This window comes from Stenotrophomonas sp. GL_101 (assembly GCF_057835675.1).
In genome coordinates, this window is sequence record NZ_CM174432.1 from 1,377,565 (window position 1) to 1,389,620 (window position 12,056).

A 12,056-nucleotide genomic window follows, 5' to 3' on the forward strand; every position below is an offset into this window, starting at 1 on the left:
CTCCGTCGCCGACCTCACCGCGTTGGCGGGTTTCCCGCGATCGTACGAGCGCCGGTGATGATCATGCGCAGCATCTGCGACAGCTGCTCGATCAGCTCGGGGTCTTTCTCCGGCGGCTGGTCGACGGCGGTGGCCCCCATCGCAAACACCAGCCGGGTGATCGCCTTGGAGGCCAGCGCCGGTTCGTGCAGCACCGCGCCGCCATCGGCGTCGGCCAGGCGGATCAGGTCCACGCGCAGTTCGTCTTCGAAGTAGTTCAGCTCGCGGTCCACGGCGTGCTTGAACGCGTCCGAGCCGGCGCTGCCTTCGCGCAGCAGAACGTGCAGCAGCTTGTCGTCGGCGCGCAGCTGTTCGAAGAAGGTTTCCACCGACAACCGGATCACGCTGCGCTCGGACGACGCCGCGCGCTGGCGGGCGGCGCCGATGATGGTGCGCAGCGAACGCCCGGCCAGATCGATCAACGCAACGGTCAGTTCGTCCATGTCGCGGAACTGGCGGTAGAACGAGTTCGGGGCGATCCCGGCCTCACGTGCCACCTCGCGCAGGCTCAGCGTGGAGACGCTGCGGTGCGGGCCGATCAGGGCCAGGGCGGCGGCCAGCAGGTCGTCGCGCGAGATCGCGGCTTTGCGCGCCGGATGGGCGTCATCGGCGGCCGGAAGAGGCAGGTCTGGGGAGGTCATCGGGGGCAGGGCGGTCAAGTCCCTGAATCATAGCCCGTCTATACGGTGCACAAGTGTATACACGGTTGTATGTGCGTGCGTATAGTTGCCCGATGAGCGCTCTTCCACGCCCCCCGTCCCGTCGCCGCAACCCGATCTCGCCCCGTCATTGGGTGCCTGAGGCCGTGTTCGATTTCTGGGCCGGCCGTCTGCATCCGTTGTGGACGCTGCGCCGCGTGCGCGCCCGGCTGGTATCGCGCGACGCTGCCAGCGTCGATGCGGTCACCCTGGTACTGCGGCCGAACCGCCATTTCGGTGGCCTGCTGCCCGGCCAGCACATCACCCTCGGGGTGGAGGTGGACGGGCGTCGCCTGAGCCGCAGTTACAGCCCGACCCTGCTGGCCGATGGCCGCTTGGCGATCACGGTCAAGGCGATCGAAGGCGGCAAGGTCAGCCAGCATCTGGTCCACCACGCCGCGCTCGGTGAGACCTTCGAACTGGGCCAGGCCTTCGGCGACATGACCGTACAGCCGCAGGCCGCGCAGCCGCTGCTGCTGTTGGCCGCCGGCAGCGGCATCACCCCGATGCGCGCGCTGCTGCGCCAGCTGGACAGCGCTGGCATGCCCGCCCGGGTGGAGCTGGTGTACTGGGCGCGCCGCCGCGAAGAACTGTGCTTTGCCGACGAACTGGCCGGGTTGGCCGCGCGCCACCCGAACCTGCGCGTGCACCTGGCGCTGACCCGGGATCCGCTGGCCCCGTCCCCGCGCGTGGATGGCTTCGCCTTTGACGCGCTGGGCGATCTCTCCGGCGTGCAGGCGTTGGTCTGCGGCCCGGGCGGTTTCGTCGAAGCGGCGCGAACGCGCCTGGACGGCCGCGTCGCCGGGCTGCAGTTCGAGGCGTTCACCCCGCCGGTACTGCCGGATGCGGAAACCGGCACGGTGCAGGTCCAGCTGCGCCGCAGCGGCCGCACCCTGCAGGTCCCGCGTGGTACCTCGCTGCTGCTGGCGCTGGAAGCCGAGGGGCTGCGCCCGGCCAGCGGCTGCCGCATGGGCATCTGCAATACCTGCGTGTGCGGCAAGGCCTCCGGGGTAACCCGGCACACCTTGACCGGCGATTACGCCGACGAACCGGCCACGCAAGTGAAGCTGTGCGTGAACAGCGCCAGCACCGACCTGATCCTGGAGCTCTGACCATGTCTTCCGTGCAGAACCGTGCGCTGTCCGCAGCCGAGCTGCAGTCCTTCGGCGATGAACTCGATGCGCTGCGCGCCGGTCAGCTGGCCACGCTTGGCGCCGCCGATGCGCGTTACATCCGCCGTGTCGTGGCCGGCGTGCGCTGGACCGGCGTGGCCGGGCGCGCGTTGCTGTTCCTCGGTGCGTTCGTGCACAGCGTGCTGATCCCGGCGTGGATCGCCGGCGTGGTGCTGCTGGCGCTGTCCAAGATCCTGGAAAACATGGAGCTGGCGCACAACGTCATCCATGGCCAGTACGATTTCATGGGCGACCCGCAGCTGCAGGGCAGCACCTATGAGTGGGACATCGCCGGCACCGCCGACAACTGGCGCAAGACCCACAATTTCCGCCACCACACCTACACCAATGTGCGCGGGCTGGACGATGACATCGGCTACGGCCTGCTGCGGATCTTCCCCGAGCAGCGCTGGCGCCCGTTCTACCTGATGCAGCCGGTGGTGGCGGTGGTGTTCGCGCTGTTGTTCGAATGGGGCATCGCCATCCAGGACCTGCGCCTGGGCCGGTTGTTTGCCGGCAAGATGACCCTGCGGCAGCTGGCCGCGCAGTTCCGCCCGGTCGGCCGCAAGATGGGCCGGCAGGTGTTCAAGGACTACCTGCTGTTCCCCGCGTTGGCCGGCCCGTTCTTCCTGCCGGTGCTGCTGGGCAATGTGGTCGCCAACCTGATCCGCAACGTGTGGACCTACGTGATCATCTTCTGCGGTCATTTCACCGCCGACGCCGAAACCTTTCCCAAGGAATGCGTGCGCGATGAAAGCCGTGGCCACTGGTACCTGCGCCAGCTGCGGGGGTCGTCGAACCTGACCGGCGGCAGGCTGATGAACGTGATGTCGGGCAACCTGAGCCACCAGATCGAGCACCATTTCTACCCGGACATTCCGGCCAACCGCTACGCGGCGATCGCGGTGGACGTGAAGGCGATCTGCGCCCGCTACGGCCAGCATTACAACACCGGTTCGCTGCCCAGGCAGTTCGGCCAGGTGATGTGGCGGATCGTGCGGCATGCCTTCCCGAGCAAGCCCGGGCGCCGCACGGCGTTGGCGGCGGTCGGCGCCGGCAGCACCCAGCCCGGCTGAGCCGGTCGGCGCTTCACAGCTGCTGCTCCCACTGCAGGCGCCACAGCGGTGCACCGCGCCGGCGTTGCTGCAGGCGTTGCCCGCCCTGTGCATCCCATAGCGTTTGGCCGGACACCAGATCCTGGTGCAGCAGATTGTTTGCGCTGAACCTCAGTTTGCTGTGCGGGCCGAGCGTCCACAGCGCATACAGATCCAGTTCGCGCTGGTAGGCGTCGATGTCGATCTGGTTGGCGTTGATGCGTACCGCGCCGCCGCTGCGGTAGGTGTAGTTCAGCCCGGTGGTCCAGCGCGGGGTGATGCGATAGTCGGCGCCCAGCGTGCCGGTGAAGCGCACCTGCCCGTCCAGGCGGTTGTCCGGCCCCGGCACGTCATCCACGCGCGACCAGTTGCGCGTGGCGTTGAGGCGCAGCGCCACATCCGGTGCCGCGTCGATCCAGCGTGCCAGCGGCATCCGCGCATCCAGTTCCACGCCCCAGCTGGTGGCATCGCCGCCGTTGCGCGGCGTGGCGACCCAGCGCCCGGCCTGCAGTACCGTTTCGGTGCGCACCACGTCCTGGATGCGCCGTGCGTAGGCGCCCAGGCTGAGTTCGGTGCCGTCCTTGCCGCGGGTTTCGTAAGCGATGTCCATGCCGCTGGCCAGCTCCGGGCGCAGCGCCGGGTTGCCCTGTTCGTCCGGATTCAGTGGCCGGTTGTTGGTGGACGTGTACGGGCGCGGGATCAGCGATGCCAATGCCGGCGACTTGTAGGTCCGGCTCAGCGCGACGCGCAGCTGGTCATCGCCGCTGCCGGGCAGTTTCCACAGCGACTGCAGCACCGGCGACACCACGTCGTCGCGTTGCTGGATGGCGGCAAATCCGCTGCCCGCGCTGCGCGTCTGGATGCGTTCCCAGCGCATGCCCAGGTACATCGACCAGCGCGGGGTGAGCTGCAGGTCGTCCTGGCCATACAGCGCCAGGCGGCGTACGCGCGCGTCGAAAGACAGGTCGCTGACGCTGCCGGGCTGGCCGGCGACCGGCAGCAGCTGTTGCAGGCGGGTTTCATCGCGACCATCGATGCTGCCTTCCCAGCCCAGTTCCAGGGTATGCCGGCCGTGCGTCGGCAGCGCGTACTTGCCGGTGCTGTTGAGGGTGTGCACGTGCAGGCGTGCATCGGTATGGTCATCCAGGTTGCGTTGGCCGTCGCTGGCCTGGCCCTGTTCGCGGTAGCGGTAGTCCTCGCGGTTGCCACCCACCGCCAGTTTGCTGGTGAAGCTGCCGCCGGCGTCGAACCCGTGCGTCCAGCTGGCACTGCCGTTGAGTTGGACAACCGCGATGCGGGTCTGCTGGCGGTACTGGCGGGTCTGCAGTGGCGGCCCCTGCCAGGTGTCCCACGCGATGTCGGTGCTGCGCTGGAAGCGGCTGGCATCGGCGAAGGCCTGCAGTGCCAGGGTGTCGCCATTGCCCAGGGTGAGGTCCAGGCTGGGCGCCACCGACACCACTTCGCGCGAGCCGGTGGCGCGCAGCTGGCTGGTCCGCAGCAGCTCGGATTGTCCGCTGCTGCCTTGGGCCGATTCGATGGCGCCTTGTTCCACCAGGAACTCGCGGCGTGAGGCGCTGGCCGTGATCGACTGGCTGCGTTGTCCATCGCGACGGCTGCGCTGCCAGGTCAGTGACGGGGTAGTGCGGGCATTGGAGAGACCCCATGCCAGTGTCAGCGATTCGGTATTGGCGCGCGCGCCGGCCACCAGCACGATGTTGAGGGTGCCGGCGATCGCTTCGGAGCGCAGGTCGGCGGTCGGCGCACGCAGGATCTCGACGCGTTCGACCATCTCCGGGGTGAGCGAGTCCAGGTCGAAACCCAGGGGCGCCTTCTGGCCGTTGATCAGGATCTGGGTGTAGCCCGCGCCCAGCCCGCGCAATGAAACGGTGCCGGCGCGGCCGGGTGCCCCGGTGCTGACGCTGACCCCGGGCAGGCGCTTCAACGCATCCAGCAGGGCCGGATCGCCGTACTGACGCAGTGCCTGCGCGTTGATTACGATCCGCGTGGCGGTGTCGTCGCGACGCGCATCGTAGGGTGCAGCCTGGACCTGCACGGTCTCCAGTTCGGTGGTGGCGGGAAGCGGGCTGTCGCCCGCGGCAGACTGGGCCCAGGCCGGTGTGGGGATGCACAGCGGCAGCAGCAGTAGCAGGGGGCGGGAAGCGGGCAGGGGCATGCAATCGGTCCTTGGGGAGCAGCCGGGAAGGCATTGCGTCGGGCAACAGCAGCCCCTCCTGCGACCAGGAAGACGAAATGCAAGGGGAATCAACCGGGGGTGGCGCGGGTCAGCGGCTCATTGCAGGCGACGCTGCGGATCGACGCGTTCGCCGTTGAACAGCATCTCCATGTGCAGGTGCGGGCCGGTCACCCGCCCGCTGCGCCCACTGTGCGCGATCAGCTGGCCACTGCGGACCTGTTGTCCGACCTGCACATCGGCGCGGTCCAGGTGGGCAAACAGCGTCTGCCAGCCGTCGCCGTGGTCCAGCACCACCACGGTTCCGTACTGTGCGCCATCGGGATAGCGCGAGGTCGCGGCAATCACCGTGCCATCTGCCGGCGCGCGTACCGGTGTGCCGACCCGGGCGCTGAAATCGGTGCCGCGGTGCGCACGCTGGCGGATGCCGCCGGTGTCGCCGAAGTGACCGGTGATGCGCGCCTGGGCAAGCGGCGCGGTGAAGCGCATGCTCGCGGCGAGCAGCGGCGCTGGATCGTGGGCGCCGGCGGTCGGTATCGCGGCCACTGCAACGATGCCCAGGGGGCGCGGCGTCGCCGCGGTACCGGCCTGGACCAGCACCAGCATCGCGCCGCCGGCCAGCGCGGCCGCGCCAAGCAACGTGCGCGCGGCGAGCGACAGCCGGCGGCCGCCGTCGCCCTGCAGCATGTGCTGGAGGCGCAGCCGGTGGCCGGCGGCGTCACGCTGGGTCAGCGCGCTCAACGGCGTCGGCGCGGCACCGTGCCCGGCCAGGCGCAGCGCCTGCACATAGGCGCTGGCAAACTCACGCCGGGCGGCGCTGTCGGTGGCCAATGCCAGCGCGTCGCACCGCAGCTCGGCGGCCATCTGCACGCGCGTCGCGATCAGGCGCACGAACGGGTTGAACCACAGCAGCGCGCCGACCATCGCCATCATGCCGGCACGCTGCGGATCGCGACGCGTCAGGTGCGCCTCTTCGTGGCGCAGCACCAGGCGCAGTTGGCGGTCGTTGAAGTGCTGCAGCGCGGCGGCGGGCAGCACGATGCTCGGGCGCGGCCAACGCACCGCGAACGGACTCATCGACTGCGCGGTGAGGCGCACGCGGATGCCGTCCTGTTCGAGGCGCCGGGCCTGATCGTGGCTCAACGGGCCGGGCCATGCCGTGGGGGCGACCGCAGTGGCGCTGCGTACGATCCGCGCGGTGGCCAGCGTGCCGACCAGCAGCCGCAGCAGCACGGCGCCGGCACCGGCCAGGTACGCCACGGCCAGCAGCAGCGATAGCGATGGCCACGCCAGCCCGGCCGCTGCGCCGCCCGCCATCGTGGTGCCGCTCGCGCCGGTGTCCAACGCGATCGGCAGCGCCAGCGGCATCGGCATCGCGCCGATCTGTGCCGGAGCGCTGATCGCCAGCGCCGCCGCCAGCAACGGTGGAAGGGCCGCCAGCAGCCAGATCCCCAGCCAGTAGCGCGACGCCGCCGGCGACACCTGCAGCAGCCGTTGCAGCGCATGGCCCAGGCCCCAGGCCAGGCCGGCCCCCAGCAGGCTGCCGAGCAGGTACACCAGCCACGATTCCAGCGGTGGCAGCATCATGGCGAGGTGTCCTGGTCGGGTGCCCGCAGCAGCGCTTCAAGCTGCTGGATCTCCTGCTCGCTGAGCAGGCGGCTGTCGGCGAAGGCCTGCACCGGCAACGCGCCGTCGATCTCCAGCACCCGGCGGGCGAAGTCCGCGCTCAGTGCCGCCAGCGTGGCGACCTTGCCGACCTTGGCCCGGTAGACGTTCAGGCCGTGCTCGGCGGTTTCCTCGACCAGGCCTTTGTCGACCATCCGCTCCAGCGTCTTGCGGGTGGACGAGTACGACCACGCCAGCGTGGCAGCAACGCCGTTGTGCAGCTCGCGGGCGCTGCAGGCGCTGTTGCGCCACAGGCACTTGAGCAGTTCCAGCTCGGCATTGGACGGGGTGGGGGTGCGGGCCATGGCAACGACAGCGGCAGTGGATGGTGTCGCAAGTGTGCGACAACTGTCGCGCGTCGTGCAAGTGCCCTCGCGCAGCGTTGCCTCAAGCGTTGCCTCAGTCGTCCAGGCCCATGGTTCCTTCCACCAACGGCACCCGTGAACCGTCCAGCAGGCCGCGGCTGAGCGTGCCGTCTTCGATGAACAGCAACTCGCCGTTCTCGCCCTTCTTGATGCTGCTGTCGATGGCGATGATGCGATCGCCGTGGAAGCTGCTCACGTGCGGCATCGAGGTGTGGCCCACCACGATGCGCGTGAGCTGAAGCTGTTTGAGCAGTGCATCGACCTGCGCAGTATCCATGCGCCCATCGAAATAGCCGCGATACCAGATCGGGCTGGTCTTGCCGTCGAACAGGCGCGCGCTGTCCGGCGCGGCCTTGACCTGCTCGCGTGGCAGCCCGACCGACGCCTGGTAAGCAGCGTTGGTGGTGTCCATGTCGCGGACCAGGTCCAGGTTCTCCGGTGCGATGCCGCCGTGCAGGAACAGCGTATCGCCGATCTTCAACAGCACCGGGCGGGTACGCAGCCACTGGCCGATCACCGAGTCGGCCCCGTACAGGGCCGGATAGGTGCGGCCGAGCAGCTGCGCGCTCTTGAGATACTTCGGGTTGACGTAGCGCAGGTCGTCGTACAGCACCATGGTCTCGTGGTTGCCGAGCACGAAATGCACCGCGCCACCGGCCGCGGCCGCCTGTTGCTGCAGGCCGTACAGCAGCCAGAATGCCTCGGTCACCTGTGGGCCACGGTCGAACACATCGCCGGCCACCACCAGCGTGGCATCGCCCAGCGACCAGCGGTCATCGGCATCGATCACATGGTGCGCGCGCAGCAGCCTGACCAGCAGCGCGTACTGGCCGTGGATGTCCGACAGCGCCACGATCCGCGGCGTGGCCGGAAACTGCGCCACGCCGGCGCTGCGCGGTGGCAGCACGGTCACCGGGTGCGGGTAGCCGCACTCGGGCAGCACCACGCTGGCATCGCCACGGGCCGGCAACTGGCGGCGTATGACGTGGTCGTTGCAGACCCATTGGGCCTCATGGCCGTGCGCGGTGACGAACACGTAAGGACCGTCGGCATCGACGTGTTCGGCCGGCTCGGCGACGTCGCGCGCGCCCACTGGCGGGGCGGCCAGCAGCAGGATGGCAGACAGCAGCGGAAGCAGCAGGGGCAGGCAGCGACGGTGCGGCATCGAAAGTAAATCCTTGGCAGGCAGGAGCAGCGCGGAGGCATCCGCCGGCTGATCCTACGCCGACAGCGCCACCATCGACATGCGCGTTGGGGGCAGGTGTTGTGCGTGAACAGGCCATTGGCAGCAACGCCATGGCCGTCAGCCGCGCTGCAAGGCGGTGCGCCCCGGCGCGTCGGGCAAGGCATCATCGGCCAGCACCACGCGGTTGCGACCCTGCTTCTTGGCCTGGTACATGGCTGCGTCGGCACGGGCCATCAGGCGTTCGTAATCCGGATGGCCGTCGTGCGTTGCCACCCCGATGCTGGCGGTAAGCGCCAACGCCGCGCCATTGGCCAGCTGCGCCGGGGTCTGCGCGATCTGGTGGCGGAGATGCTCGGCGATCACCTGCGCCTGGGCGCCGGTAGCGGCGACCAGGATCACCACGAATTCCTCGCCACCGTAGCGGAACAGGTAGTCGCTGCCACGGGTGAGCTGGCCAAGCAGGGCCGCCACGTGCTGCAGGGCGCGGTCGCCGCCATCGTGGCCGTGGCTGTCGTTGATCGCCTTGAAGTGGTCCAGGTCCAGCAGCAGTATCGAGAACGGCGTGCGGTGCGAGGTGGCCAGTTCGATTTCACGGCGCAGCACGGTGGGCAGGAAGCGCCGGTTGAGCAGGTTGGTCAACGCGTCGCTGCCGGCATCGAGTTCGCCGATCCGCTCGAACAGCATGCTCATCAGTGCCCGAATGCGTGCCAGCTGCTCGCGGATATCCTGCAGCGCGCCCCGTCGCGCCCCGGCATCGGCATCGGCCAGTGCCGCGTGCAGGCGCGCATCGACACTGTCGATCAACGTACCCACCTGCGCCGTCTCGCTGCTCTCGCCAAAACTGGGGATGCCTTTGTGGGTGAACCACAGGCCGAATTCGGAATGGGCCAGGTCGACGGTATCGGCCGCGCTGCCCTGGCTGGCGATCGCATACAGCAGTGCATTTTCCCAATCCAGCAGCAGCGCGCGCTGGCGTTCGCGTTCGGTACTGACGTTCTGCACCAGCGAGAACAGACGGTAGGCGGCATCGGTGCGCGAGGAACGCTCGCGCGCATGCGTGTAGGCCAGCGTCATGCCTTCCAGCGCGATATCCACCGATGCGCTCAGGCTGCTGATCGCCGCGAAGGCGATGCTGTGATGGGTTGCCTGGGCGAGGATGCGCTCGAACAGGCGCTGCTTCAGCACGCGCGCACCGCGGCTGACCAGATCGACCGGAATGCCCACGCGCGCATGCACGTCGCCGATCACCCGCTGCGCGGCGACCAACGCCGGAATGCTGGCCGGCGTGGCGGTCAGCAGTTGCGCCAGCCAACGCTGCATGGCTGGTTTGAGGCGCAGCCGCACCTGGTCGTGGGACAGGAAACGGCTGGCGCGCGGGTCGACCAGCAACACGTCATAGAAGTGATGGGCCAGGTCCGGCGGCGACTGCGCCGCCAGGTCGGCCAGCAGGGCCGCCGCTGCTGCGCTGGTGCCCTGCAGGGTCTGCTGCCAGGCGTCGGCCAGCGGTTGGCTGGCTTCATCCAGGGTTGGAACGTTTTCCACGATGGTTGCTCTTCCCGCGGCTCAGGCCGTCGAACATTAGCGGCCGTGCGCGCTTGTAATGAAGTTACAGAATGAACGCTGGCCCAAGTGTAATAGTCTCCGCAGGCGGCGCTGCCTAACCTGCAGCCACTGTTACGGAGACACCCCCATGGGTCACGACCACGATCACCTGCCCAGCGAGATCCGCCACGAGAAACCCTTGTGGTGGGCGCTCGGCCTCACCTCCACCTTCCTGCTGGTGGAAGTGGTGGGCGCGTTCTGGACCAACAGCCTGGCGCTGCTGTCCGATGCGGCGCACATGGCCACCGATACGCTGGCCTTGATGATCGCGCTGGTAGCGGTACGGCTCAGCCGGCGCCCGCCCGACGCCAAGCGCACCTACGGGTATGCGCGGCTGGAAGCGCTGGGTGCGATGATCAACGGCGCGATGCTGTTCGTGGTGGCCGGCTACATCCTGTGGGAGGCGATCGCACGGTTCCGCCAGCCGCAGGAGATCGCCTCGACCGGGATGCTGGTGATCGCCGCGATCGGCCTGGTCATCAACCTGATCTCGATGCGCCTGCTGCGCGCCGGCAGCGGCGAAAGCCTCAACGTGAAGGGCGCGTACCTGGAAGTGTGGGCCGACATGCTGGGCTCGGTCGCGGTGATCATCGGTGCGTTGCTGATCCAATGGACCGGCTGGAAACCGATCGATCCGATCCTGGCCGTGCTGATCGGGCTGTGGGTGTTGCCGCGGACCTGGGTACTGATGCGCGAGGCGATCAACGTGCTGCTCGAAGGCGTGCCCAAGGGCATGGATGTCAATGCCGTGCGCGACGCACTCCGCGCGCAGCCCGGCGTGGTCGACGTGCACGACCTGCACGTGTGGGCACTGGCCTCCAGCACCCCGGCGCTGACCGTGCACGTGGTGATGGCCGACGGCATCGACGCCGACCCCTTGCGGCGCACCCTGGGCGCTCTGCTGCATGAGCAGTTCGGCATCGACCATGTGACCCTGCAGATTGAAGCGGACCACTGTGGCGACCCGTGCAGCGTGGGCAGCCCGCGCGCGTCCGATCCGCACGACCATGCCGGGCATGACCACGCCGGTGCCACCGAACAGCGCCGCAGTGCACCGGATGCGCAGGGCCACCACGGCCACCCGCACCCTTGAACCGGCGTGGGGCAGGGCAGGTGGGCTTGCCGTTACAATGGCCGCCTGCCTTGCCTACCTGTCGGAGAGACTGCAGTGACCCGTAAACTCGTACTGTTGCGCCACGGCCAGAGCCAGTGGAACCTGGACAACCGCTTCACCGGTTGGGTGGACGTGGAACTGACCGAGCAGGGTCGCCGCGAGGCCGCCGCCGCCGGCCGCCTGATGCGTGAAGAAGGCCTGCAGTTCGATGTGGCGCATACCTCGGTGCTCAAGCGCGCCATCCACACCCTGCAGGGTGCCTTGGCCGAGCTGGACCAGGACTGGTTGCCGGTCAGCAAGAGCTGGCGCCTGAACGAGCGTCACTACGGCGGCCTGCAGGGCCTGGACAAGGCCGAAACCGCGGCCAAGCACGGCGAGGACCAGGTCAAGATCTGGCGCCGTTCCTACGATATCCCGCCGCCGGCGATGTCGCTCGATGACCCGGGTCACCCGATCCACGACCGTCGCTACGCCGGCCTGGACCGCAACGCGTTGCCGGGCACCGAGTCGCTGGCCACCACGCTGGAGCGCGTGCTGCCGTACTGGTTCGATGCGATCGCCCCGCAGCTGAAGGACGGCAAGACCGTGCTGGTCACCGCGCATGGCAACTCGCTGCGTGCGCTGTACAAGTACCTCAACAACGTCTCGCAGGAGGCCATCCTGGAGCTCAACATTCCGACCGGCATCCCGCTGCTGTTTGAACTCAACGACGACCTCACCGTGCAGTCGTTCCGCTACCTGGGCGACCCGGAAGCGGCGCGCAAGGCCGCCGAGGCCGTGGCCAACCAGGGCAAGGCGAAATAACAACGAAAGGCCGGCGCACGCCGGCCTTTCCATTGGCGTATGCCCCGGTGTGCGGACCAACGGTCCGCACCTACCCCCTGTGACCTTTGGCCGGTCCCCCGCCGCCGCTCCCGCGTTACGCTGGTC

10 protein-coding genes are annotated in these 12,056 nt (G+C 68.7%); 4 read left to right on the forward strand and 6 right to left on the reverse strand.

Annotated features, from left to right (window positions below; translation table 11 throughout):
- Positions 1-14: 14 nt before the first annotated feature.
- Entirely contained in the window at positions 15-680 is a 666-nt protein-coding gene (fabR, locus tag AC3IR9_RS06170; protein ID WP_489295728.1) for an HTH-type transcriptional repressor FabR, read from the reverse strand.
- A 92-nt stretch (positions 681-772) separates the two neighbouring features.
- Here fabR and AC3IR9_RS06175 point away from each other — a divergent pair, with 92 nt between their 5' ends.
- Together AC3IR9_RS06175 and AC3IR9_RS06180 are read left to right on the forward strand one after the other, a co-directional pair.
- Positions 773-1,849, forward strand: coding sequence for a ferredoxin reductase (locus AC3IR9_RS06175; RefSeq protein WP_489294747.1), 1,077 nt, complete (start codon positions 773-775; stop codon positions 1,847-1,849).
- Between the two features lie 2 nt (positions 1,850-1,851).
- Positions 1,852-2,985 carry a fatty acid desaturase family protein gene (locus AC3IR9_RS06180; protein WP_489294748.1) on the forward strand — a complete coding sequence of 378 codons (1,134 nt, stop codon included), beginning with the start codon at positions 1,852-1,854 and terminating at the stop codon, positions 2,983-2,985.
- 13 nt (positions 2,986-2,998) lie between these two features.
- On the opposite strand, the gene AC3IR9_RS06185 is transcribed toward AC3IR9_RS06180, so the two are convergent.
- The 5 genes from AC3IR9_RS06185 to AC3IR9_RS06205 all read right to left on the reverse strand — a co-directional run bounded on the left by AC3IR9_RS06185 (position 2,999) and on the right by AC3IR9_RS06205 (position 9,952).
- Entirely contained in the window at positions 2,999-5,176 is a 2,178-nt protein-coding gene (locus AC3IR9_RS06185; protein ID WP_489294750.1) for a TonB-dependent receptor plug domain-containing protein, read from the reverse strand.
- A 117-nt stretch (positions 5,177-5,293) separates the two neighbouring features.
- Positions 5,294-6,781: a peptidoglycan DD-metalloendopeptidase family protein gene (locus AC3IR9_RS06190; RefSeq protein WP_489294751.1), complete on the reverse strand. Its 1,488-nt coding sequence runs from the start codon at positions 6,779-6,781 to the stop codon at positions 5,294-5,296.
- Complete coding sequence (locus AC3IR9_RS06195) at positions 6,778-7,164, reverse strand: BlaI/MecI/CopY family transcriptional regulator (protein ID WP_489294753.1); 387 nt, start codon at positions 7,162-7,164, stop codon at positions 6,778-6,780. The genes AC3IR9_RS06190 and AC3IR9_RS06195 overlap by 4 nt, the downstream gene beginning before the upstream one ends.
- 94 nt (positions 7,165-7,258) lie before the next feature.
- Positions 7,259-8,389, reverse strand: coding sequence for a metallophosphoesterase (locus tag AC3IR9_RS06200; protein WP_489294755.1), 1,131 nt, complete (start codon positions 8,387-8,389; stop codon positions 7,259-7,261).
- A 138-nt stretch (positions 8,390-8,527) separates the two neighbouring features.
- Entirely contained in the window at positions 8,528-9,952 is a 1,425-nt protein-coding gene (locus tag AC3IR9_RS06205; protein WP_489294756.1) for a GGDEF domain-containing protein, read from the reverse strand.
- Positions 9,953-10,100: 148 nt separating this feature from the next.
- On the opposite strand from AC3IR9_RS06205, the gene AC3IR9_RS06210 reads away from it, so the two are divergent.
- Both AC3IR9_RS06210 and gpmA read left to right on the forward strand, forming a co-directional pair.
- Positions 10,101-11,105, forward strand: a complete 1,005-nt coding sequence (locus AC3IR9_RS06210; protein WP_489294758.1) for a cation diffusion facilitator family transporter — start codon at positions 10,101-10,103, stop codon at positions 11,103-11,105.
- Positions 11,106-11,180: 75 nt separating this feature from the next.
- Positions 11,181-11,930 carry a 2,3-diphosphoglycerate-dependent phosphoglycerate mutase gene (gene gpmA / locus AC3IR9_RS06215; RefSeq protein WP_489294759.1) on the forward strand — a complete coding sequence of 250 codons (750 nt, stop codon included), beginning with the start codon at positions 11,181-11,183 and terminating at the stop codon, positions 11,928-11,930.
- The last annotated feature ends 126 nt before the right edge of the window (positions 11,931-12,056 follow it).